The following is a 24,001-nucleotide window of genomic DNA, read 5'->3' as shown; positions in this document are numbered from 1 at the left end:
TGCGTTACCATGAAAACCCCTTCGGCACTTCAGCACTCCTGCGGTCTCAATAGGCCGTATGCAAAGGACTGAAGTGCGCAAAAGAAGGTCTAATATACGGGATTAGAGGAGGCCGATTGGCTGGTATGGAGGTGATGGACCATATCACGCCATCCAATGCCTTTCGCTTCCCGCAGCACCAACCGGTGGCTACAAGCCGCCCTGTTAGGATGTTGAGGATCAGCCATGCATTTCACAGTAGACAACCTTGAACAGGTATTTCCCCTGGCAGAATTCATAGCCGATTCCTTCGGTCCTATGGCCGAGATTGTTGTGCATGACATCACCCGCCCGGAGAATTCCATCGTCTTCATCCGCAACGGTCAGCTCTCCGGACGCTCCCTGGGGGACGGGGTTACGGACCAGACGCTTCAGCTGGCCACACGGGCCGACCAGGACGGGGCCGACTTCGTCTCCGACTACCGTGGGCGCCGCCTGAACAAGCACGAGTTCCGCGTCTCCTCCTACCTGATCCGCAACCGGGAGCAGACCGTCATTGGCCTGCTCTGCATCAGCATCAACATCACCGAGCTGCAGCAGGCGGCGCATGTGCTGCAGACCCTGTCCTCGATCGACTCCGACGATGTGCAGATCTCAACCGAAACCTCACGCAGTCACATGAGCGAGGAACCCGCAGAGAACATCCGCAGAATCACCAGGGACGAGGTCCGCCAGTTCAACATCCCCATGGACAAGCTGACCAAGCAGGACAGGCTGGACATCATCCGCAACATCAAGGACCGGGGCATCTTCCTCATCAAGGGCGCGGTAGGTATCGTAGCCCCCGAGCTCAAGATATCGATTCCCACCCTCTACCGCTACCTGCAGGCCCTCAAATAGGGCCTGAAAAGTAAGACCTCCGGCGGCAGGAGAGGGGGGTATATTTCTGTGCCGCCGGAGGAGCTTTACAGCGCGGCCGCCGCCATTGGCGACAACCGGAACGTGGCCACGCAAACAGACCACGCAAGTATTGCATAGGTAAAACAGGGAGACCACAGTTTCCTCAAGCTGTGGCGTATTGCAGATTCAGCCAGGCTAGTTACGTGCCCTCATTGGCCTAGGCCTTTCTTCATGCTATCACCTCTTCAAGGATGCACAGGTACTCCCGTTTCAGGCAGGTCCCCCGACCTGTTGCTAAGAGCAAATTATCACAAGGTCCCGGACATGCTCAACACTCCGTTCGCTATCCGCCATGACAACCGGCATGGCAAGCGGCAGCTGGTGCGCAATACAGCCGATACGAGCACTGTAAGTGAGCATGAAGAGCAAACCTCGTTTGTATTGGTAACAATAATTTATTACCTAAATTTCTGCAGAAGGAATCATTAGTCGGGGATCATGGGGAATACGATCACTGATAATTGAGAAGATTTGTAGGCATCAATTACTGACTGAAAACTGTCTTTAGATGGAAGATAGGGGAGAAGGAGAAGATCCAGGTGGGCGATGCAGGAATCGAACCTGCGACCCCTTCGGTGTGAACGAAGTGCGCTAGCCGCTGCGCCAATCGCCCGGATTGGGAAAGACCACCGAAGTGATCCTTGTGGGCGATACTGGATTCGAACCAGTGACCCCTTCCGTGTCAGGGAAGTGCGCTACCTCTGCGCCAACCGCCCGGGTCATTCTCGTTTCGAGAGAGAGGTGGGTACGAGAGTCGAACTCGTCTATACGGCTTTGCAGGCCGCTGCCTAACCGCTTGGCTAACCCACCGTATTGGTTAAACTGCTCGAAAACCTCGAGCGGGCAACGGGACTCGGACCCGCGGTCTCGACCTTGGCAAGGTCGCGCTTTACCAACTAAGCTATGCCCGCACTTTCAACTTTCACCGTGGTGGTGACTGCCGAAGCACGTTGCACTACTGTAGCGTAGACCTCCGCACTTGGCAAAAAGCGCGTGTCGCCGCGTCATAGAGCCACCCTCCGCTGACGGCAAAGCCGCGAAATACAGGGCTTCCTACCGGTAGGGTGAAAGGTATGAGTGAAGAAGCCAGGCAGCACTGCACCATGGTGGCCGCCTTCGATGGCTGGAACGATGCGTGCTCAGCCTCGACCAACGTCATCCGCCACCTGTTGAACGTCTACGAGTCCCACGAGATCGGCAGCATTCCGGGCGACGGGTTCTACGACTACCAGATGTCACGGCCCATGCTCTGCCATGTGCAGGGCAGGCGGCGGATCATCTGGCCCTCCGCCAAGATCTACCGGGTGCGGATTGATGATACCCACACCCTTCTGCTGGAGATGGGCCCGGAGCCCAACTACCACTGGAGCGACTTCTGCCGGCGCAGCATCCACTGGGCCGAAGACGACGAGGCGGAGGCCATCATCACCCTAGGCGCCATGTTCGCCGACTGCCCCCACACCAGGCCCCTGCCCATCGACGACCTGGCCGGCGACCAGCCCAAGACCGACACCGACGGCCATTCCGGCCCCATAGGCATCCCCACCGTCCTGGACGCCCTGGCCACCCAGGACGGCTACAGCACCGAGTCCATCTGGGTCTCCGTTCCCCAGTACCTGGGCAGCGACGAGTGCGCCCAGGGCACCCTGCAGCTGCTGCAAAGGCTCTCGGCCATGCTCGGCGTCCGCCTTGACGAGGGGGACCTGCCCCGCAAGGCCGCCGAGTGGAAGGCCCAGGCCGGAATGCTGCTGCGCTGCAACGACGACCTGGCCAACTACGTCCACCGTCTGGAGATGGACGTCGACCAGGCCCAGGTGGACGAGCCGGCCGCCGAAGAGCTGGTCCGGGAAGCCGAGGATTATCTGCGCTCCATGGGCAACAAAGGCCCCTCCTTGTCTGAGTGACGACCTAGGCTGTGGCTCGATAACCATGTCCAGCCTGCACCCTGTAACGCGGGCTCCGATAGCAAGGACGGCATTCATGACACAGTCGAGCATCTCCATCATCGTCAAGGGCGAACGGAAGGAGGTGGCGGCGGATCAGACTGGCGTCCAGCTTTTTGCTGACGACAAGGACATCATCGCCGTCGACCTCAACGGGCAGCCACGCGACCTCTACACGCCCCTGCACGAGGGCGACAAGGTCGAGCCCATCACCCTGGAGAGCGACCAGGGACTGGCCATCATGCGGCACTCGGCCACCCACGTCATGGCCCAGGCCGTCCAGGAGATCCGCCCCGACGCCAAGCTGGGCATCGGCCCGGTCATCAAGGACGGCTTCTACTACGACTTCGACGTGGACAAGCCCTTCACCCCCGACGACCTCAAGCAGATCGAACAGCGTATGAAGCGGATCATCAAGTCCTCCCAGAGCTTCCGCCGGCGCGTGGTCACCGAAGAGGAGGCCCGCAAGGAGGAGGCCGACCAGCCCTACAAGCTGGAGCTGATCGGAGCCAAGGAGGCCGAGATCAACAGCGAGGAGGCCACCGAGGTGGCCACCGGCGGCGAGCTGACCATGTATGACAACCTGGACCGCGAGGGCAACACGGTATGGAAGGACCTCTGCCGGGGCCCCCACCTGCCCAACACCCGCTACATCCGCAGCTTCAAGCTCATGCGCACTGCCGCCGCCTACTGGCGCGGGGACGAGAAGAACCCCATGCTCCAGCGCATCTACGGCACCGCCTGGGCCAACAAGGACGACATGAAGGCCTACACCGCCCGTCTGGAGGAGGCCGCCCGCCGCGACCACCGCAAGCTCGGCGCCGAGATGGACCTCTTCTCCTTCCCGGACGAGATCGGGCCCGGACTGCCCGTCTTCCACCCCAAGGGCGCGGCCGTCATCAACGCCATGGAGGACTACTCCCGTGAAATGCACCGGCGCAACGGCTACTCCTTCGTGCAGACCCCGCACATCACCAAGGGCCACCTCTACGAGATCTCGGGCCATCTGCAGTGGTACAAGGACGGCATGTACCCGCCCATGCACCTGGACGAGGAGAAGGACGCCAACGGCAAGGTCACCCGCCAGGGCTTCGACTACTACCTGAAGCCCATGAACTGCCCCATGCACAACCTGATCTTCAAGTCCCGCCAGCGCTCCTACAAGGAGCTGCCCCTGCGGCTGTTCGAGTTCGGCACCGTCTACCGCTACGAGAAGTCCGGCGAGGTCCACGGCCTGACCCGCGTGCGCGGCCTGACCCAGGACGACTCCCACATCTACTGCACCAGGGACCAGATGAAGGGGGAGCTGACCAACCTGCTCCAGTTCGTGCTCAAGGTGTTGAAGGACTTCGGCCTCAACGACTTCTACCTGGAGCTGTCCACCAAGGATCCCAACAAGTTCGTCGGCTCCGACGAGGTCTGGGAGGAGGCCACCAACACCCTGGCCGAGGTGGCCAAGGACTCCGGACTGGAGCTGGTCGACGACCCCGAGGGCGCCGCCTTCTACGGGCCCAAGATCTCCGTGCAGGCCCGGGACGCCATTGGGCGCACCTGGCAGGTCTCCACCATTCAGCTGGACTTCAACCTGCCCGAGCGCTTCCAGCTGGAGTACATCGCCGCCGACGGCTCCCACCAGCGGCCGGTCATGATCCACCGGGCCCTCTTCGGCTCCATCGAGCGCTTCTTCGCCATCCTGCTGGAGCACTACGCCGGCGCCTTCCCGGCCTGGCTGGCCCCCGTCCAGGTGCAGGCCGTGCCCGTGGCCGACGAGTTCGCCCCCCACCTGGAGCACCTGCTGGACCAGCTGCGCGACGACATGGTCCGTTGCGAGATCGACCGCTCCGACGACCGCTTCGGCAAGAAGATCCGCAACGCAGCCAAGTCCAAGGCCCCCTTCATCCTGATCGCCGGCGAGGAGGATGCCTCCAAGAACGCGGTCTCCTTCCGCTTCCGCGACGGCAGCCAGCTCAACGGGGTGCCCGTGGAGCAGGCCCGCGCCTGGATCAACGAGGCCATCAAGGTCCGCGCCCAGATCAACTCGGCAGACGACTTCCGAGCGAACACCTCCTGCAGTCAGGACTGACCAATGTTCGAACATCTACGGCGCCCCTGGAAGCGCATCATCGCCCCCATCGCCCGCGGCCTGGTTCGTCTGGGCGTGAGCGCCAACGGTGTCACCATCAGCGGAGCCGTAGGCACCACCCTGGTAGCCATCGCGACCGGGTTCACCGGCTGGCTCCTGCCCGGGGCCATCGTCCTGGCAATCCTGGTGGCCTTCGACTCCCTGGATGGTTCCGTGGCCGCGCTGACCGGCGGTGGCACCCAGTTCGGGGGCTTCCTGGACTCCACCCTTGACCGGATAGCCGACTGGGCCGTCCTGGCCGGGGTCATCATCTACCTGCGCCGCCACGAGCTGGACTGGGTGGCCGGTGGCAGCCACCAGGGTCCCGACATCTGGGCACAGGTGGGCATGGCCGCAGCCCTCTTCGCCATCATGACCTCCTTCGTCACCTCCTACGCCCGGGCCCGGGCCGAGGCCGAGGGCTTCGAGGCCAAGAACGGCATCGCCACCAGATCGGACCGGCTGGTCATCATCCTGGTGGGCATGGCCCTGACGGGAGCCGGGCTGCCCCTGGCCGTGCTCAGCTGCTTCCTGGTCCTGCTGGCCCTGCTGGGCATCGTCACCGTCTGGCAGCGGATCAGCCACGTCGCCAAGGACATGAGCCGCAACCCGCAGCCCGCCAACCCCAACCACGAGTGAGCCTATGCCGGACCGACTGCTCATCTTTCTGGCGCAGCATGCGCGTCTGGTGCCCGAGGGGCTGCTGCGCGGCCTCTTCCTGGCGGCGGCCGACCTCTGCTGGCTGTTCCGGATAGGCGGCGTCAGACAGCTGGAGCGCAACCTGGCCCATGTCATGCCAGAGGCCGACCATCGCAGCCTGCGGCGCACCTCGCGCCAGGGCATGCGCTCCTACTTTGTCTACTTCGTCGAAGCCCTGACCGTGGGAGCCCGCACCAAGGAGCAGCTGCTGGCACGCATACACGGCGGCGGCAGCGCCTACCCGGATCCGGCCAAGAGCGACATCGGCCTGCGATCCCTGCCCATCGGCATGGGCCACCAGGGCAACTGGGACTACGCGGGCTTCTGGGCCTGCTCCACGGTCGGCCAGGTCACCACGGTGGCCGAGCGGCTGCGGGATCCTGGGATGCTGAACACCTTTGCGGACATCCGTCGCCGCCTGGGCATGAACATCCTGCTGACCGGCGAGCAGGACATCACCGGCCGTCTGACGACCCTGCTGCGGAAGCCTTGCCAGGTGGTGCCCCTGTTGGCCGACCGCGACCTGAGCCGCCGAGGCGTCTTCGTCAAGGCCTTCGACTCCTGGATTCGCGTGGCCGCCGGACCTGCCGTCATCGCCTTGGACGCCCGTCTGCCCCTGTATACCGTGAACATGCACAGGGAAAAGCTGAAGGGGGAGCGCCGTCGGCAGGCCAAGACCCCCTACGGCTATGTCTGCCAGGTGGACGGGCCCATCGCCATCGAGCCCTACCTGGACATGCCCCGGGAGCAGGCCATCAAGGACCTGACCCAGGCCTGGGTGGACCAGTGGGCCCAGGGCATTCGCGAGCATCCCGAGGACTGGCACATGCTCCAGCCGATTTTCCTTGAGGATCTGGATCTTTCCCGGATGCACGACCTGCCGGACTTCATCCTGGCCCAGGCATCCAAGAACAAGGGAGGTGACGGGCATGAAAGCACCCGAGCAAAGGCCTGAGCAGGAATCAGAGCGCACCGCCATCAAGGCGCCCCTGCGGGTGGGGATCATCTCGCCCTACTCCTTCGAAACCCCGGGCGGCGTCCAACTGCACATCCGCGACTTCGCCAGGCATCTTATGGACCGCGGCCACCAGGTGCAGGTTCTGGCCCCGGGCCGACGCACCCAGGACATGCCCCTCTGGGTGCAGACCACCGGCTCCTCCTTCTCCATTCCCTACAACGGATCCGTGGCCAACCTGAGCTACTTCGGTGTGGCCGGCCACAAGACCCGGCAATGGGTCAGGCAGGGCCACTTCGACATTCTGCACCTGCACGAGCCCGAGGTGCCCTCCCTGAGCCACAAGCCCCTGAGGCCCGGATTCATTCCCTGCCCCTATGTGGCCACTTTCCATGCGGCCTTCGATACGACCCCGCTGGCCCTGAGGCTGACCAGGCGCTACCTGCGCCGATACCTGGCCAACATCAGCCAGGCCATCTTCGTCAGCCCCTCGGCCATGCAGAACGCCAAGAATCTGTTGGAACCGGGCATACCCAGCCAGATCATCCCCAACGGCATCGAAACCAGAGCCCTGCGCAATGCCCGGCCGCGCCCGGAATGGCAGGGGAGCGAGCGGGAGCCCACCATCGGATTCCTGGGACGGATGAAGGAGGAGCGCAAGGGGTTCAGGATTCTGGCCCAGGCCGCACCTGCCATTCTGCAGCGGGTGCCCGGAGCCCGCTTCCTGTGTGCAGGCGACGGCCAGGCGGAGGCCCGGAAAATACTTGAGGACGTCGATCCCGGACTGGCCCGGCACTTCACCTTCCTGGGCCGGATCAGCGACGAGGACAAGGCCTCCTTCTACCACAGCCTGGGCCTGTATGTGGCACCGCAGACCGGGGGAGAGAGCTTTGGCATCGTGCTGGTTGAGGCCATGGCGGCAGGCTGCCCGGTGGTGGCCTCGGACCTGCCCGCCTTCGAGGACGTCTCCCAGAACGGCCGCGGTGCACGTCTGTTCGCCACCGGAAACCCCCAGGACTGCGCCAGGGCGGTTCTTGAACTGCTGAGCGACCGACCTGCCCGCCTGGACCTGGCCTCGTGCGGAATGCGTCGGGCCAGCGACTACGACTGGGAGCGGGTCACCGACCAGGTTCTGGATGTCTACGCCCGGGCCCTGGCGGCCAGGCCCGATCATCGCCGTGGCCTGCTGGGCAGGCTGGTGGGCCGGAAGGCTGGTTCTCCTTGCGATGAAGCCCCCACGAAAGGGCCTGAAAACCCGTAAAATTGTCGAAGAGCGGAACTAGAATTCCATTCGTTTACGCATTCGTACCGTCAGGAGACATATGTCAGGGCATTCGAAGTGGGCGACCACCAAGCACAAGAAAGCAGCCATCGACGCCAAGCGTGGCAAGCTCTTCGCCAAGCTGATCAAGAACATCGAGATCGCCGCCCGCACCGGCGGCGGTGACCCCGACGGCAACCCCACCCTCTACGACGCCATCGTCAAGGCCAAGAAGTCCTCCGTGCCCGCAGACAACATCACCAGGGCCGTCAAGCGCGGCTCGGGCGAGGAGGCCGGAGCAGCCAACTACGAGACCATCGTCTACGAGGGCTACGCTCCCGCAGGCGTGGGCATCATCATCGAATGCCTGACCGACAACCGCAACCGCGCGGCCGCCGAGGTCCGTTCCACCCTGACCAAGGGCGGCGGCTCCCTGGCCCAGAACGGGTCGGTCAGCTTCAACTTCGAGCGCAAGGGCCAGATCATCGTCCCCTCGGAGGGCCTGGACTACGACACGGTCTTCGAGAAGGCCGCCGAGGCCGGTGCTGAGGACGTGCAGGACAACGGCGAGAGCTACACCGTGCTGACTGCCCCCGGCGACATGGTCAACGTCCGCAAGGCCCTGCAGGACGCGGGCATGGACTACGACTCCGCCGACCTGGTCCTCAACCCCAAGAGCGAGGTCACCCTGGACCTGGACTCCGCCCGCAAGGTCTCCAAGCTGATCGACAACCTGGACGACCTGGACGACGTGCAGGAGATCTACAGCAACTGGACCGCCCCCGACGAGGTCATGGCCCAGTTGGACGACGAGTGACCCTATGATCGTTCTCGGCGTCGACCCGGGGCTCACCCGATGCGGCGTTGGCGTCATTGAAGCCGGTGCATCGCGCCGGCTTTCCTTTGTTCATGTGGACGTCGTGCGCTCAGACCCCGAACAGAGCCAGGACCTGCGGCTGCTGGCCATCTACCAGGGGCTGACGGCCGCCCTGGACCGTTTCAGCCCTGACGTGGTGTCCATCGAGCGGGTCTTTGCCCAGTCCAACCACAACACCGTGCTAGGCACCGCCCAGGCGGCAGGGCTGGCCATGCTGGGGGCTGCGCAGCGGGGAATCCCCGTAGCCCTGCACACCCCTACCGAGGCCAAGATGGCGGTGACCGGCAATGGCCAGGCTGACAAGATCCAAGTGCAGCGGATGGTGGCCCGCATCTTGGGGCTCAACCAGCTGCCCAAGCCCGCCGACGCTGCCGACGCTCTGGCCCAGGCCATCTGCCACGCCCTAAGGCCCGCCGGCGCCATCCAGGGCGGGGAGCGCGAGGAGCATCTGACCCAGGCCCAACGGCAGTGGGCACAGGCCTCCGCCAAGTACGGCAAGCATCGGGGAGTCCAGCGAGACATGTAAGCTGATTCGAACAGACGTTCGATTCCATCGAGGGGTGATCAAGTGCTGGCAATGCTGACCGGGCGGGTGGCCGCCATCGAAACAGGCTCTGCCGTCATCGATGTTTCGGGGGTGGGGTTCGAGGTGCGCATGCCCCAGTCGGACCTGGCCTCCATGCGGGCCGAATCCACGGTCACTGTTTACACGGCCCTCTCCCTGACCCAGGATGCACTGACCCTCTACGGATTCCTCAGCCGCACGTCGAAATCCCTCTTCGCCCAGCTGCAGAAGGTCAGCGGCATCGGACCGCGCGTGGCCCTGTCCATCCTCGCCACCCTGAACTCGGACCAGCTGGCCCAGGCCGTGGCCGACGGCGACGCTGCGGCCCTGTCCCGGGCGCCCGGCCTGGGCAAGAAGGGCGCTCAGAAGATCATCCTCGAGCTCTCCGGCAAGCTGGATCTGGATGCCGGCACAGGCAAGCAGGGACCCGCCCAGACCGACGACGGCGCCCACCAGGTGGTTGAAGGACTGATCTCCCTGGGCTGGCTGCAGCGTGATGCCGAGCAGGCCGTGGAGCAGACCTGCAGCGAGGGCGGCTACACCCTGCCCCTGCAGCCGGCCGACATTCCCAAGGTGCTCAAGCAAGCCCTGACCCGGCTGGACAGGGGGCGCTGACCCATGGCTGACAAGCAGATGTCTACCGGGTACATCGATTCCCAGAACGGCGACGCCCAGGAGGAATCCCTGCGGATGGTCTCGGCCCGGCCCATCGAAGGCGAGCCGGTCAGCGACGAGGAGCTGCGTCCGGAAACCCTGGACGGATTCATCGGACAGCCCCGGCTCAAGGCCCAGCTGGGCCTCTTCCTGAAGGCCGCCAAAAAGCGGGACGTGGCCCCCGATCACATCCTTCTGGCGGGCCCTCCAGGCCTGGGCAAGACCACCCTGGCCATGATCGTCGCCCACGAGCTGGAGGTGCCCATCCGCGTCACCTCGGGGCCGGCCGTCCAGCATGCCGGCGACCTGGCCTCCATCCTGAGCTCCCTGGAAGCCGGCGAGGTGCTCTTCATCGACGAGATCCACCGCCTGCCCAGGGCCGCCGAGGAGCTGCTCTACATCGCCATGGAGGACTTCCGGGTGGATGTCATGGTGGGCAAGGGCCCCGGAGCCTCCTCCATTCCGCTGACCCTGCCCAGGTTCACGGTCATAGGCGCCACCACCCGCGAAGGCATGCTGCCCTCGCCCCTGCGGGCCCGGTTCGGCTTCACCGCCCACCTGGACTTCTACCCGGAGGAGGAGCTGGAGAAGCTGGTCGAACGGTCGGCCAAGGTCCTGGGCATCGTCCTGCAGGATGACGCCGCCCATCAGCTGGCCCTGCGCTCCCGCGGCACGCCCAGGATCGCCAACCGCCTCCTGCGCCGGGTGCGCGATTGGGCCATAGTCCACGATCTTGACCAGGTCGGCCCTGACGATGTCAAGCAGGCCCTGTCCCTCTACCAGATCGACTCCGAGGGGCTGGACCGTCTGGATCTGGCCGTCCTCAAGGCCATCGTCAACAGTTTCGACGGCGGACCCGTGGGCCTGAACAACCTGGCCGCCATGGTGGGCGAGGAGGCGGAGACGGTCGAGACGGTCTGTGAGCCCTACCTGGTGCGCGAGGGCTTCCTGGTACGCACCCCGAAGGGGCGTGTGGCCACCACCAAGGCCTGGGAGCACCTGGGCCGCAAACCGCCCGAGGATGTCATGAAGCTGTTCTAGACTGGGGTCTTCGCAGCAATGCATATCGCCGTTTGATACCCGCCGAAACAAGGAGTGGAAACAGCCATGGGATCCATGATTTTCATGATCGTCATCATCGCCCTGATGATCGCCATGATGTGGGGAAGCTCCCGCAAGAGCAAGCAGCAGCAGGCCGCGGTCCAGGACTTCCGCCAGTCCCTGCAGCCCGGTGACGAGGTAGCCACCACCACAGGCTTTCTGGGCAAGGTCGTCTCTGTGGATCTGGAGAAGGAACAGGTGGTCATCGACTCCGAGGGTTCGCAGTCCCGCTGGCGCATCCAGGCCATCACCAAGCCGCCCATCGTCCCGGCCTACATCCACGATGACGAGGTTGACGAAAACGGCAACCCCCTGCCCGAGAATGCAGATGCGCCCGCCGAGGTCACCGCCGCTGAAGAAGACGACAACGCCAGCGGCAATGCCGACGGTGAGGAAACCGCCGCCGATGATGCTGCCGCCCAAAACTCTGCCGCCTCAGAAGGCAAGGATGATGCCGAGGCTAAGTCGGATACCCAGCCGGATCCTGAAGACGAATCGGACAAGGAAGAGACTGCGGAGAAGTCCGACGACACTGACGAATCGGATACGTCCAAGGCTTCCAAGACTTCGGATTCGACTTCCGCCAAGTCCTGAACCTCATACGCGCGCCACACCTCCCGTCAGTCTGACTCCGAACGGAAACGCGGCGCGCGTATGATGGCCCCGCAACCACTTCCAAGGAGCAAAACAGAAAGAAGATCATGGCTCAATCGGACGATATCAAGGTTGGAGAACTTAAGCAGGTGGGCGATGATGACGCCGCTTATCTGATCTCATTGATCCGTACCATTCCGGACTTTCCCAAGAAGGGGATCCTTTTCAGGGACTTCATCCCCGCCATGTCGGATCCCAGAGGGTTGGCCATCATCCTCGACGCCATGAAGCGCACCCTGCCCGTCAAGCCGGAGGACTTCGACCTGGTGGCCGGGCTTGAGGCACGCGGCTTTCTGATCGGCCCCCAGCTGGCCACCGATCTGGGCAAGGGCTTCCTGCCCATGCGCAAGGCCGGCAAGCTTCCCGAGCCCACCTACAGCCAGGAGTATGCCCTCGAATACGGCAACGCCCGCATCGAAATCGAGCAGGGCTCCCTGCGCCCTGGCCAGCGGGTCCTGATTGTCGACGACCTGATCGCCACCGGCGGTTCCGCCCAGGCAGCAGCGCGTCTGGTGGAGCAGGCCGGGGGCCAGGTGGCTGGTTTCAGCTTCGTCATGGAGCTCAACGGTCTGGACGGTCGCAAGGCCCTGGGTGCCTACCCGGTCACCTGCCTGATGAACATGCCTGCCTGAGCACGATTGGGGGACCTTCACCATGGATTTGTACGAATACCAGGCCAGGCAGCTGCTCGCTGAACATGGCATCTCCCAACCCAGGGCCGTCTATGCCTCAACCGCAGAAGAGGCCGGCCAGGCAGCCGACGTCATCGGCTACCCCTGCATGATCAAGGGCCAGGCCACCATTGGCCATAGGGGACAGGCCGGAGCCGTCAAGAGAGCCGAGAATCACGATCAGGCCGTAGCCTTGGCCGAGGCCATCCTGCCCATGAACATCGATGGCCATCCGGTCAGCGGGATCCTGGTCACCGAGGCACGCAACATCCTGCACGAGTACTACCTGTCCATCTCGGTGGACCGCACCTCCCGGGACTACGATGTCCTGGCCACGGCCAGCGGCGGCACCGAGGTGGAGACCATCGCCCGCGAGCATCCCGGATCGGTCCGGCGCCTGCACATCGGCCCCCTGGAGGATTTCGAGAGGCAGGCCGCCCGCACCATGGCCGAGCGCATCGGCTTCTACCATGCCGATCTGGAGCAGGCCGCGCAGATACTTCTGGGCATGTGGCACACCTTCCAGGACAGCGACGCGACCCTGGTCGAGATCAACCCCCTGGCCAAGGTGGGCGACCCGGACGACGAGGCCACCAAGCACCTGGACGCCCTCGATGCCAAGATCTCCCTGGACGGGAATGCGGCCTTCCGGCACGACGGCTGGAAACGGTTCACGGACCCGGCGCAAGTCGACCCTCTGGAAGCCAAGGCCAAGGCCGCTGGCCTGCACTACGTCCATCTGGACGGCCAGGTGGGCGTCATCGGCAACGGCGCAGGACTGGTCATGAGTTCCTTGGACGCGGTTGCCGGGTCAGGACAGCGTCAGGGCCTTCCTATCGGACCCGCGAACTTCCTCGACATCGGCGGCGGAGCCTCTCCTGAAGTCATGCGCACCAGCCTGGACGTGGTCCTCTCCGACCCCAAGGTCCGTTCGGTCATGGTCAATGTCTATGGAGGCATCACCTCCTGCCAGCAGGTGGCCCAGGGCATCCTGGCAGCCGTGAACGCTGCGGGCGAGCAAGATCAGAACGACGACCGGCCCATCGTGGTCCGCTTCGACGGCAATGAGGCTGCCGAGGGACTGGACCTGCTGGCCAAGGCCCAAGAGCCTCGGCTCAAGGTGGCCCGCACCATGGAGGAGGCGGCGGACCAGGCCGTGGCCCTGGCCGCCCAGGCAGGAAAGGAGACGGGACGATGACCCTCTTCGTTGAAGACGGCGCCCCCGTCATGGTTCAGGGCATGACCGGTCGCCAGGGCATGGTCCACACGGCCCGCATGATGGTGGCAGGCACCAACATCCAGGCTGGGGTCAACGCCCGCAAGGCCGGAATCACAGTCGACTTTGACGGCCCTGACGGCCAGGCTCGTCAAGTGCCCGTCTACGCCGATTGCGCAGCAGCGCGGCAGGCGACCGGGGCTCGTACCTCCGTGGTCTTCGTCCCGCCCAAATTCGCCAAGGACGCCATGGTCGAGGCCATCGAGGCCGGCATCACCCTGATCGTGGTCATCACCGAGGGCATTCCCGTGGCCGACACCGCTTACTGCGTGGCCCTGGCCAGGGAACGTGGCTGCCGCATCGTCGGCCCCAACTGCCCAGGACTGATGACCATGTCCGACCGGCCCAACGGCGTCGGCGCAGACCTGGGCATCATCCCGCAGGGCATCGCCGGTCGCGGCCCGCTGGGGCTGGTCTCCAAGTCCGGCACCCTGACCTACCAGCTCATGGGGGAGCTGTCCTCCATCGGCTTCACCGCCTGCCTGGGCATCGGCGGCGACCCCATTGTGGGCACCACCATGCTGGAGGCCCTGCAGGCCTTCAACCGCGATCCCGAGACCAAGGCCTGCGTCATGATCGGCGAAATCGGCGGTTCGGCTGAACAGGAGGCCGCCCGCTGGGCCTCCACCCACATGACCAAGCCCATCGTGGCCTATATCGCCGGCTTCACCGCCCCAGAGGGCAAGCAGATGGGCCACGCCGGAGCCATCATCTCGGGCGGCAAGGGCACAGCTGCAGACAAGAAGGAAGTGCTTGAGTCCGTCGGCATCCAGGTGGGCACTACACCCGGCGAGACCGCCCGGCTGACACTCGACCTGCTACGGGAGCATGCCATCATATGACCGACAGGGTGAAAGTGTGGCTCCGGGGGGCCCTCGAGGCCTACCTAGCCATACTTATCTACACTGTCGCCCTCGGGGCCTGCATGGCCCTGCTCCTGCTCATCATCTCCATCGAGGAGGGCGGGCCTTCCCTGTCCATGGCCACCGTGGCCCTGACGGAAACCATCACCCTGCTCACCCAGGGCTGTGGGTTCACGGCAGGGGCCCTGACCTTGACCATCATTCCTTTGCTGCTGACCGGCCTGCTGATCTGGATGATCCGCTCCCTGGTCAGCCGGCTGGGCATGTCCGTCGGCGGCTGCATTGCCGGCCTGGTCGTCTGGGTGCTCTGCAGCCTCATCCTCATGCAGGGCAGCCAGACCATCCAGGTGGACACCACCCCGGTCATTCTTTTGCGGACCGGCCTGGTCTTCCTATTGGGTTACGGCTGGGCCTGGGTCCGCTCTGAACCATTCCGCCAGGCTTTCACCAAACGAATCAAAGAGGCCGTGCCCGTTCAGGTCCGCAGGACCATCCGGCTCGGGCTCACGGCCGGCTTGATCCTCTTGGCCGCCATGCTGGCCGCCGGCCTGATCGCCCTGATTGTATGGATTGTTCTCTATCACGGAGACGTGGGCCGCCTGTTCGAACTGACACGTATGGGCACCGCCTCGGCTGTAACGACCAGTCTGGCCTCCCTGGCCTGGCTGCCCAATCTGATCATCTGGGCTGCCTCCTGGCTTTTCGGTGACGGTTTCAAGATAGGCCAGCTGGCCGCCTTCACCCTCTGGTCCGGACACGCCTCAAGCCTGCCCTCGCTGCCCCTCTTCGGGCTGTTCCCGGAGCCGGTCTCCCGGCAGGAGGTTCGTCTGCTCCTGCTCAACCTGCCCCTGCTGGCCGGAGTGGTTGCGGGCATTCTGCTGCTGACCGGGCCATGGGGAGTCAGAATTCATGCTGCTGTGCGCCAAGCAGGGCTGAAGTCCCGAGACACCGCAGTCTGCTTCCTGATGGCAACCCTGGCCATGGTCCTGGCCTGGATGGTCGCCCTGCTCGGTCTTGCCCTGCTTTTCCAGCTCTCCAACGGGGCCCTGGGCCGCCAGCGACTGTCCGGAGTGGGCGTGCCCATAGCCTCCTCCCTGCGCATGATCGGGACCTCCCTGGGGGTCGGCCTGCTGGGAATATGGCTGCTGGCACTCGTCATCGCCGCCCTGATCATCATCAAGGACGTCCTGATTGACTATCTGCGTCAGGCAGACACCAAAAAGACTTCCGCCCAGGCGGAAAACAAGGAAAAACACAACCAATCACGCGGTCAGGGGAGAAAGGAGTCCAAGGCAACCGACCGAGCAGACACACCACGACAGGTCTCGTCCACCCGCAGACCAGGCAAGTAGGTCCGAAGGTGGCGGGGCGCCTCGGCATTCAAGCATAGGAGTAGGAGTTTCCATGGTCACCACGAATCGAACCATCAACCGAGCGCTGGTCTCGGTCTACCACAAGCAGGGCCTTGAGGCCCTGGCATCGGCCTTCCGCCAGGCAGGCACCGAGGTCGTATCCACCGGCAGCACCGCAAAGAAGCTGCAGGATCTGGGCGTCCAGGTCACCCCGGTGGAAAAGGTCACCGGTTTCCCTGAGAGCCTTGACGGCCGGGTCAAAACCCTGGATCCGCACATCCATGCCGGGCTGCTGGCCGACATGACCAACCCCGACCATGTCCGGCAACTCAAAGACCTGGGCATAGCCCCCTTCGACCTGGTGGTGGTCAACCTCTACCCCTTCGAACAGACCGTCCTCGAGGGCGCCGACGCGGACCAGTGCCTGGAGCGCATCGACATCGGCGGCCCTGCCATGATCCGGGCCGCCGCCAAGAACCATGCCAGCGTGGCTGTGATCACCGACCCGGACGACTATGCCCTGGCCGCCGATCGCATCGCCTCCGGCACCGGTTTCAGCCTGGCTGAGCGCGGACGTCTGGCTGCCAAAGCCTTCGCTCTGACAGCCTCCTATGATGCGGCCATCGCCGAGTGGACAGCACGCACATGGGTTGACGACAAGCAGGACAAGGCAGAGGATCAGAAACCAGCACAGGCGATGACCCGCACCTGGCGTCTGGCCAACCAACTGCGCTACGGGGAGAACCCCCACCAGAAGGCCGCCCTCTACCTGGACCCGCTGGACCGGGACGGCTTCGCTGCGGCAGAGCACCTGGGCGGGGCCAAGGAAATGAGCTACAACAACTATGTGGACGCTGACTCCGCATGGCGCTCGGTCTGGGACTTCCCCGACCTGCCCGCAGTGGCCGTGGTCAAGCACTCCAACCCCTGCGGTCTGGCCGTGGGGGAGGACATCGCCCAGGCCCACCGCCGCGCCCACGCCTGCGACCCCATGAGCGCCTATGGCGGGGTCATCGCCGCCAACCGCACGGTCACCCTGACCATGGCCCAGCAGATCAAGCCGGTCTTCACCGAGGTGATTGTGGCACCAGGCTATGAGCCCGAGGCCCTGGACCTGCTGCGGACCAAGAAGAACCTGCGCATCCTGTCTGTGCAACGCCGCCCGCGTCAGCGCCCGATCATCCGTCAAATCGACGGGGGAGCCCTGGTGCAGACACCCGACCTGATCGACGCCCCGGGAGACAATCCCTCCACCTGGCGTCTGGTCTCCGGCAATCCCGCCGACCAGGCGACCATGGATGATCTGACCTTCGCCTGGCGGGCCATCCGCTCGGTCAAGTCCAACGCCGTGCTCCTGGCCAACCAGGGAGCCACCGTGGGCATCGGCATGGGCCAGGTCAACAGGGTTGACTCCAGCCATTTGGCCGTGGAGCGGGCCAACACGCTGGATGAGGGCCGCAACCGGGCCAAGGGCTCGGTGGCCGCATCCGATGCCTTCTTCCCCTTCGCCGACGGTCTGGAATATCTGATCCAGGCCGGCATCAGGGCCGTGGTGCAGCCGGGAGGATCCATCCGTGATCCCGAGGTGATCAAGGCCGCCCAGGACGCCGATCTGACCATGTATCTGACCGGGACACGCCACTTCTTCCACTGATGAAACCGGACCCTGCGGCCGAATGTCGCCCTGCGACAAATTCCTTGACCGTGGGGTCCAATGCGGTGATATGCTGAAAGAACTGACCAGCGATGATGCTGACTAGGTACCCATAATTCGAAGGAGATATTGTGACCTATCAGACAGTCAATCCTTTTAACAACCAACTGATCAAGACGTATCCAGATGCCACCGATGAAGACCTGGAGAACGCCCTGGCCCGTGGCCATGACCTTTACAAGACCTGGCGCAAGCAGGAGGGCCCGGGAGACCGTCCCGCACAACTGCACCAGGTCGCCAAGCTCTTCCGCCAGAACGAGGATGCCCTGGCAGCCAACCTGACCCTGGATATGGGCAAGCTGGTGGGCGAGGCCCGTGCCGAGGTGGAGCTGTGCGCCGACATCGCCGACTACTTCGCCGATCACGCCGAGGAGCTGCTGGCTCCCGTCCCCCTGGACAACCCCGCCGGCAAGGCCTACTACGTCAAGCAGGCCACCGGCATCGTGTTCATGGTTGAGCCTTGGAACTTCCCCTACTACCAGATCATGCGCGTGTTCGCCCCCAACTTCATTCTGGGCAACCCCATGATCCTCAAGCACGCCTCCAACGTGCCCGGCTCGGCTGTAGCCTTCGAACAGACCGTAAGAGAAGCAGGAGCCCCCGAGGGCAGCCTGACCAATCTCTTCGTCAATTATGATCAGGTGGACCGTGCCATCGCCGATCCTCGTGTCTCTGGCGTGGCCCTGACCGGATCGGAGCGCGGCGGCGCCTCGGTGGCCAAGTCGGCTGGAGCCAACCTGAAGAAGTCCTCCATGGAGCTGGGCGGCAACGACGTCTTCATCGTCCTGGATGACGCTGACTGGGATCTGCTCAAGAAGGTGGCCCCAGGCGCCAGGCTGACGAACGCCGGCCAGGTCTGCACCTCCTCCAAGCGCTTCATCGTCACGGAGAACCGCTACGACGACTTCGTCTCGCTCATCGTCGACGCCTTCTCGCACGCGGTTCTGGGCGATCCCAGCAACCCCGAAACCACGCTGGCCCCCATGTGCATGGTCTCCGCCCGCGACAACCTGGCCAAGCAGGTCGAAACGGCAGTGGCCGGTGGAGCCAAGGTCGTCTACGGTAACAAGCCCTACGATTCGCCGGGGGCCTTCTTCACCCCGACGGTTCTGACGGACATCGACCGTAACAACCCTGTCTACAACCAGGAGATGTTCGGCCCTGTGGCATCCATTTACAAGGTGGCCAACGAGGATGAGGCCATCGAGCTGGCCAACGACTCCAGCTACGGCCTGGGCGGTGTGGTCTTCTCCTCGGATACCGACCATGCGGATGCCCTGGCCCGTCGCATCGAGACCGGCATGACCTTCATCAACGGCGGATGGGTGACCATGCCCGAGCTGCCCTTCGGAGGCATCAAGAACTCCGGCTATGGCCGTGAGCTCTACAGCCTGGGCTTCGACACCTTCGCCAACGAGCACCTGATCTTCCAGCACAAGAACTGATCGGACTGCTCCGGCTCCTTGTTGAAAGAGCGACCGTGCCATCATCGTCCAAGGGCGATGGCGGCACGGTCGCTTTGCGTCAACAGCACTGGTAGGCTCGAACCGACAGAGCATGTGCAGAAGGCAGGAGAACATGGCAGACGCGGCTAAGACCGAAAACCCGAACCCCAAGCCCCCGCAACCGCCCAAGACTTCTGGTCGAGGCCACCCCTTCGTCTCGGAGGCTCAGGAGGGTCGCCCTATCTGCGAGGCCATCATCTTTCTCGTGGTGCTTGTCGCCGCGCTCGTGGCCTTCTGCGGATACACATGGGCCGCGACTGGACTGGTGTCCGTCGCGGCCCTGGTTTGCGGCGCCCTGCGCCTGATCCTCAAGGAACGCAGCCCCTGGAAGGTCCGGTCGGTGCCCTTCGATGCCTTCATCAGCATCGCCCTGGGCATCGGCCTGCTGGTCACCTACACCAGCATTCAGCTGATGCTGTGACCCCTCTCAGCCTTCAGTAGGCTTGTCTTCGGATTGATCATCACTGTCTTCTGTTTCCGAAGCACTATGAAGGGGCTCGACCTGCAGATCGGGAATGGTTCCTGCATTAGCTGGGGCAACAGCATCCTTTCCAGCATCAGCCTCCTGCTCTGCATCGGAATCGGATAGAGAAGATACATCGACGGTCTGAGCAGTGGTGTCTGCAGGGGCGGCCGTGTCAGTTGTATCAGCACCAGGGGTTTGAACCGGAGCAGGAGATGCCTGGGCCGATTGATCCTGAGCCTGGGCACCGGGGGCAAAAGCATCAGCTTGTGCTTGTGCCTGAGCATCTGCATCCACCTGTACAACTAGCTGCGCATCAGTGGCGGCACCCATGGCGCGCATGGCCATGTTGTCGGTGATGATGCTGGTCATGATGATGACCAGGGCCACCAGAGAGGCAGCCAGCAGGGGGCAGATCCAGAAGAGCCAGAGCTGGGAGATCGGGCTGACGGCCATGTGCTTGGACTGGGCGAAGATGGCGATACCGGTGGAACGAGCCGGGTTCAGTCCCGAGCAGGTGATGGGGTAGGTGACCAGCACGCCGACGCCGTAGGCCAGCCCGGTATAGAGAGCATGGTTGCGACGGGCGCGGCCGTCGGAGCGCAGGGTGGTGATGGCCGCAGCCACCACGATCATGCAGCCGATCAGCTCAACCACGATGGCCATGGGCGCCCCGAAGGCGATGTGCTGCTGGCCCAGGGTGGCTGCAGCGGGCGAGCCGCCTGAAAAACCGTTGACCGAGAACATGAGCCAGGTCCTGTCCGGCACGGACTTGCTGACTGGCACAAGGGCAACGGCGAGCGCACCGGCGCCAATAGCGCCGATCACCTGGGCGACGATGTAGATCAGCCCGTCCACCATGCTGATCTGCGAGGTGAACATGGCGGCAACGGTCACGGCGGGGTTGAAGTGGCCGCCGGAGACGCCGCCCAGCATGGCCGTAACGACCAGGTAGGTCAGGGCGGTTCCCAGGACCGGCAGCACCACGCTGGGCTGGCCCATGACCAGCTGGCCGAAGCTGTAGGACAGGTAGATGACCGCGCAGATCAGGAAGGTGCCCACCAGCTCTGCGGCCGCACGAATCCAACGAACATCACGGGGCCTGATCCGCCTGCGGACGGGCTTTGCGGCAACCTGCCCGTCGGCCTGTTCGAGAACCGGCTCAGCACTTGCTTCCATAGTCATGTTCCCCACCTTGCAATCCCTTCGACGACAATGAACAACAACAGCTTCCAGCTTAGGGCAAGCCAACAACACTTCCCTAGGCTCCGATATAGTATGATATGACCTTTCGGCGGCTGCGGTCGTCCAGAACGTCATCCGTTACATATCTATCAGGCCACGTTGGGAGAACGATGCCACATCCATACACACAGGCGATCAGAGCGCGCGAACAGGGGGAGGAGGGCATCCGCCTCCAGAAGGTGCTGGCCCAGGCCGGCTTCGGCTCTCGTCGCAAATGCGAGCAGATCATCACCCAGGGCAGGGTCGAGGTCGACGGCAAGCTGGTCACCACGCTGGGCAGCCGGGTGGACCCCTCCCATCAGCAGATCCGCGTGGATGGATCCCGCATCCATCTGAACGACAAGCATGTCACCCTTGCCCTGAACAAGCCGCGCAAGGTCCTCTCGACCATGGACGACCCCAAGGGCCGGTTCACCCTGCGCGACATCATCGGGGACCGTTACGAGCGCGTCTTCCACATGGGCAGGCTGGACTATGACTCAGAGGGCCTGATCCTCATGACCGACGATGGGGAGCTGGCCCAGCACGTCATGCACCCGCGCTACGAGGTGGAAAAGACCTATATTGCCACGCTCAGCGGCCACATCGGCGGCAACGTCTGCCGACGGCTGGTCACCCAGGGGGTGGAGCTGGACGACGGCCTGATCCGGCTGGACCATTGCGCCATCATCGACCACAACCGCGAGCACACCATCGTCAAGGTGGTCCTGCATTCGGGCAAGAACCGGATAGTCCGGCGCATCTTCGGCGCCATCGGCTACCCGGTGACCCGGCTGGTGCGCACCCAGATCGGCCCCATCCGGCTGGGCGAGATCCGTCCTGGCTCCTACCGGGTGCTCTCTGCAGCTGAGATCAAGGCCCTGGATAAGGAGGTCGGACTGTGATCACTGTCGCCATCGATGGCCCTGCGGGAGTGGGCAAGTCCTCCACCTCGCGGGCCCTGGCCAAGCATTTCGGCCTGGCTTACCTGGATACGGGCGCCATGTACCGGGCGGCCACCCTCTGGTGCATGGACCGCGGGCTGGACCTGGATACGGACCAGCCCGACCAGGAGGCGATCACTGAGGCCGTGGCCGATTCCATCACCGGTGGCCACCTGGTCATGGGACTGGACCCCGAACATCCCACTGTCAGCCTGGACGGTCGTGACGTGGATGAAGCGATACGCTCCACCAGGGTCTCCGAACACGTCTCCGTAGTCTCTTCGATTCCGGCTGTGCGCCATGTCCTCATCGCCGCCCAGCGGGCCATCATGGCTGACCAGGAGCGCGGTGTGGTGGCCGAAGGACGGGACATCACCACCGTGGTGGCCCCGGATGCCCAGATCCGTGTGCTGCTGACAGCCCGCGAAGAGGTCCGCCAGGCCCGTCGCAGCGGCCAGGCCCAGGCTGGATCAGCAGGCGCCGAGGATCTGGCTGCCCGGGATGCCCGGGATTCCAAGGTCACCTCCTTCATGAGCGCCGCCGACGGGGTGACCACCGTGGACAACTCCGATCTGACCTTCGAGCAGACCCTGAAGGCCCTGATCGATCTGGTCTCCTCGGCCATGGAGGAGGACTCCTACGACGAGTACGCCCGGAACCTGGACGACTATGAGCTGGACGAGGAGGACCGTGCTCTGCTGGAGGGCGGCTCCCAGGACCAGGATGACCAGGACCATGGCCCCAAGGCCGTGGGCGTGCTGGCCGTGGTGGGAAGGCCCAACGTGGGCAAGTCCACCCTGGTCAACAGGATTCTCGGCCGCCGTGCTGCCGTAGTCGAAGACACCCCTGGCGTGACCCGGGATCGTGTCAGCTACGAGGCCGAGTGGGCCGGCACCCAATTCAAGCTGGTAGACACCGGGGGCTGGGAGAGCGATGTGGAGGGCATCGAATCCGCCATCGCCTCCCAGGCACAGGTCGCCGTATCGCTGGCGGATGCCGTCATTCTGGTCGTGGATGGCCAGGTGGGACTGACCGCCAGCGACGAGCGGATCGTCACCATGCTGCGGGCCGCCGGCAAGCCGGTCGTCCTGGCCGTCAACAAGCTGGATGACCGGATGGCCGACTACACCGCCTCCGAATTCTGGAAGCTGGGCCTGGGCGAACCCTATGCCATCTCCGCCATGCACGGCCGAGGGATAGGCGACCTGCTGGACGCCGCGCTGGAACAGCTCGGCAAAGCCGACAAGACTTCGGGATTCCTCACCCCGGACGGCCTGCGCCGGGTGGCCCTGGTCGGCCGGCCCAACGTGGGCAAGTCCTCCCTGCTCAACCAGCTGGCCCACGAGGAGCGGGCCGTGGTTCACGATGTAGCGGGCACCACCCGTGACCCGGTCGACGAGGTGGTACAGGTGGACGGCGAGGACTGGCTCTTCATCGACACCGCCGGCATCAAGCGCCGCCTGCACAAGATCTCGGGTGCCGAATACTACTCCAGCCTGCGCACCCAGGCGGCCATCGAACGCTCGGAACTGGCGCTGATTCTCTTCGATGCCTCCCAGCCCATCGCCGATCAGGACTTGAAGGTCATGAGCCAGGCCGTGGATGCTGGTCGGGCCATCGTTCTGGTCTTCAACAAGTGGGATCTGCTGGACGACTTCGGCCGTCAGCGTCTTGAGCGGCTCTGGCAGACCGAATTCGACCGGGTCACCTGGGCCGAGCGGGTCAACCTGTCTGCCAAGACCGGCTGGCACACCAACCGGCTGGCCAAGGCCATGCGCACTGCTCTGGAATCATGGGACAAGCGCATACCGACCGGCAAGCTCAACTCCTTCCTGGGCAAGGTTCAGGCTGCACACCCGCATCCACTGCGGGGCGGCAAGCAACCGAGGATTCTCTTCGCCACCCAAGCCTCCACCAGGCCGCCGCGTTTCGTGATCTTCGCTACCGGCTTCCTGGAGCATGGCTACCGCCGCTATCTGGAACGCTGTCTGCGCGAAGAGTTCGGCTTCGAGGGCACTCCCATCCAGATCTCCGTGCATATCCGCGAAAAGAAGAAGCGCAAATAAAGAAGGTCCCTGGGCCGGTTCTTTAGTCGGCCCAGGGACCTTGCCTTCTCGACTAGACGGCCTTGTCTGCAAATCCTTGTAGAAAGAACTGTGTTTCTGGACATTTGTTGTATTTAGGGAACCTCCGAATCCTTCCAAAGGATTCGGATAGTC

Annotated in this window: 21 protein-coding genes and 4 tRNA genes; 20 read left to right on the top strand and 5 right to left on the bottom strand. The window is 64.0% G+C overall.

Annotated elements, in window-relative coordinates:
• The first annotated feature begins 225 nt into the window (after positions 1-225).
• Entirely contained in the window at positions 226-879 is a 654-nt protein-coding gene (locus RAM15_RS03935; protein WP_306222187.1) for a helix-turn-helix transcriptional regulator, read from the top strand.
• Positions 880-1,479: 600 nt separating this feature from the next.
• On the opposite strand, the gene RAM15_RS03930 is transcribed toward RAM15_RS03935, so the two are convergent.
• From RAM15_RS03930 to RAM15_RS03915, 4 genes are all read right to left on the bottom strand, one after another.
• Positions 1,480-1,552: transfer RNA gene (locus RAM15_RS03930), tRNA-Val, on the bottom strand.
• A 31-nt stretch (positions 1,553-1,583) separates the two neighbouring features.
• Positions 1,584-1,655 (bottom strand) — tRNA-Val (locus tag RAM15_RS03925).
• A 23-nt stretch (positions 1,656-1,678) separates the two neighbouring features.
• Positions 1,679-1,749: transfer RNA gene (locus RAM15_RS03920), tRNA-Cys, on the bottom strand.
• Positions 1,750-1,777: 28 nt separating this feature from the next.
• Positions 1,778-1,850 (bottom strand) — tRNA-Gly (locus RAM15_RS03915).
• 162 nt (positions 1,851-2,012) lie between these two features.
• Between RAM15_RS03915 and RAM15_RS03910 the strand changes: the two genes are divergently transcribed.
• The 17 genes from RAM15_RS03910 (at position 2,013) to RAM15_RS03830 (ending at position 19,572) form a co-directional block, all read left to right on the top strand.
• Positions 2,013-2,843 (top strand): PAC2 family protein, encoded by an 831-nt coding sequence (locus RAM15_RS03910; RefSeq protein WP_306222186.1) that lies wholly within the window; start codon positions 2,013-2,015, stop codon positions 2,841-2,843.
• A 76-nt stretch (positions 2,844-2,919) separates the two neighbouring features.
• A complete protein-coding gene (gene thrS / locus RAM15_RS03905) occupies positions 2,920-4,965 on the top strand; it encodes a threonine--tRNA ligase (protein ID WP_306222185.1) in 2,046 nt (681 codons plus the stop codon).
• Between the two features lie 3 nt (positions 4,966-4,968).
• A complete protein-coding gene (gene pgsA, locus RAM15_RS03900) occupies positions 4,969-5,643 on the top strand; it encodes a phosphatidylinositol phosphate synthase (protein ID WP_306222183.1) in 675 nt (224 codons plus the stop codon).
• A gap of 4 nt (positions 5,644-5,647) precedes the next feature.
• The gene (locus RAM15_RS03895) at positions 5,648-6,658 is read left to right on the top strand and encodes a phosphatidylinositol mannoside acyltransferase (RefSeq protein ID WP_306222181.1); all 1,011 of its coding nucleotides are present in this window, start codon (positions 5,648-5,650) and stop codon (positions 6,656-6,658) included.
• Positions 6,633-7,919, top strand: a complete 1,287-nt coding sequence (locus RAM15_RS03890) for a glycosyltransferase family 4 protein (RefSeq protein WP_306222180.1) — start codon at positions 6,633-6,635, stop codon at positions 7,917-7,919. Before RAM15_RS03895 ends, RAM15_RS03890 begins: the two co-directional genes overlap by 26 nt.
• Positions 7,920-7,980: 61 nt before the next feature.
• On the top strand, positions 7,981-8,736 hold the full coding sequence (locus RAM15_RS03885; RefSeq protein ID WP_024627747.1) for a YebC/PmpR family DNA-binding transcriptional regulator: 756 nt from the start codon (positions 7,981-7,983) through the stop codon (positions 8,734-8,736).
• 4 nt (positions 8,737-8,740) lie between these two features.
• The gene (ruvC, locus tag RAM15_RS03880; protein WP_045924420.1) at positions 8,741-9,322 is read left to right on the top strand and encodes a crossover junction endodeoxyribonuclease RuvC; all 582 of its coding nucleotides are present in this window, start codon (positions 8,741-8,743) and stop codon (positions 9,320-9,322) included.
• Positions 9,323-9,364: 42 nt separating this feature from the next.
• Positions 9,365-9,976 (top strand): Holliday junction branch migration protein RuvA, encoded by a 612-nt coding sequence (gene ruvA / locus RAM15_RS03875; RefSeq protein ID WP_306222179.1) that lies wholly within the window; start codon positions 9,365-9,367, stop codon positions 9,974-9,976.
• Between the two features lie 3 nt (positions 9,977-9,979).
• Entirely contained in the window at positions 9,980-11,056 is a 1,077-nt protein-coding gene (ruvB, locus tag RAM15_RS03870) for a Holliday junction branch migration DNA helicase RuvB (protein WP_257468485.1), read from the top strand.
• Positions 11,057-11,122: 66 nt separating this feature from the next.
• On the top strand, positions 11,123-11,710 hold the full coding sequence (locus RAM15_RS03865; protein WP_306222178.1) for a preprotein translocase subunit YajC: 588 nt from the start codon (positions 11,123-11,125) through the stop codon (positions 11,708-11,710).
• Between the two features lie 107 nt (positions 11,711-11,817).
• The gene (locus tag RAM15_RS03860; protein WP_110412910.1) at positions 11,818-12,402 is read left to right on the top strand and encodes an adenine phosphoribosyltransferase; all 585 of its coding nucleotides are present in this window, start codon (positions 11,818-11,820) and stop codon (positions 12,400-12,402) included.
• 22 nt (positions 12,403-12,424) lie between these two features.
• Positions 12,425-13,639: an ADP-forming succinate--CoA ligase subunit beta gene (sucC, locus tag RAM15_RS03855; RefSeq protein WP_306222177.1), complete on the top strand. Its 1,215-nt coding sequence runs from the start codon at positions 12,425-12,427 to the stop codon at positions 13,637-13,639.
• On the top strand, positions 13,636-14,559 hold the full coding sequence (gene sucD, locus RAM15_RS03850; protein ID WP_306222176.1) for a succinate--CoA ligase subunit alpha: 924 nt from the start codon (positions 13,636-13,638) through the stop codon (positions 14,557-14,559). The genes sucC and sucD overlap by 4 nt, the downstream gene beginning before the upstream one ends.
• The gene (locus tag RAM15_RS03845) at positions 14,556-15,932 is read left to right on the top strand and encodes a cell division protein PerM (protein ID WP_306222174.1); all 1,377 of its coding nucleotides are present in this window, start codon (positions 14,556-14,558) and stop codon (positions 15,930-15,932) included. The genes sucD and RAM15_RS03845 overlap by 4 nt, the downstream gene beginning before the upstream one ends.
• A gap of 52 nt (positions 15,933-15,984) precedes the next feature.
• Positions 15,985-17,586: a bifunctional phosphoribosylaminoimidazolecarboxamide formyltransferase/IMP cyclohydrolase gene (gene purH / locus RAM15_RS03840; protein ID WP_306222173.1), complete on the top strand. Its 1,602-nt coding sequence runs from the start codon at positions 15,985-15,987 to the stop codon at positions 17,584-17,586.
• Between the two features lie 131 nt (positions 17,587-17,717).
• Complete coding sequence (locus RAM15_RS03835) at positions 17,718-19,091, top strand: NAD-dependent succinate-semialdehyde dehydrogenase (protein WP_306222172.1); 1,374 nt, start codon at positions 17,718-17,720, stop codon at positions 19,089-19,091.
• A gap of 133 nt (positions 19,092-19,224) precedes the next feature.
• Positions 19,225-19,572: a DUF3017 domain-containing protein gene (locus RAM15_RS03830; protein ID WP_306222170.1), complete on the top strand. Its 348-nt coding sequence runs from the start codon at positions 19,225-19,227 to the stop codon at positions 19,570-19,572.
• A gap of 6 nt (positions 19,573-19,578) precedes the next feature.
• On the opposite strand, the gene RAM15_RS03825 is transcribed toward RAM15_RS03830, so the two are convergent.
• Positions 19,579-20,799 (bottom strand): MIP/aquaporin family protein, encoded by a 1,221-nt coding sequence (locus RAM15_RS03825; protein WP_306222169.1) that lies wholly within the window; start codon positions 20,797-20,799, stop codon positions 19,579-19,581.
• Between the two features lie 170 nt (positions 20,800-20,969).
• Here RAM15_RS03825 and RAM15_RS03820 point away from each other — a divergent pair, with 170 nt between their 5' ends.
• Both RAM15_RS03820 and der read left to right on the top strand, forming a co-directional pair.
• Positions 20,970-21,743: a pseudouridine synthase gene (locus RAM15_RS03820; RefSeq protein WP_045924410.1), complete on the top strand. Its 774-nt coding sequence runs from the start codon at positions 20,970-20,972 to the stop codon at positions 21,741-21,743.
• Positions 21,740-23,848 (top strand): bifunctional cytidylate kinase/GTPase Der, encoded by a 2,109-nt coding sequence (gene der, locus RAM15_RS03815; protein ID WP_306222167.1) that lies wholly within the window; start codon positions 21,740-21,742, stop codon positions 23,846-23,848. The genes RAM15_RS03820 and der overlap by 4 nt, the downstream gene beginning before the upstream one ends.
• The last annotated feature ends 153 nt before the right edge of the window (positions 23,849-24,001 follow it).

This window comes from Bifidobacterium asteroides, assembly GCF_030758775.1.
GTDB lineage: Bacteria > Actinomycetota > Actinomycetes > Actinomycetales > Bifidobacteriaceae > Bombiscardovia > Bombiscardovia kimbladii.
This window is presented reverse-complemented; position numbering and strand designations above follow the sequence as displayed.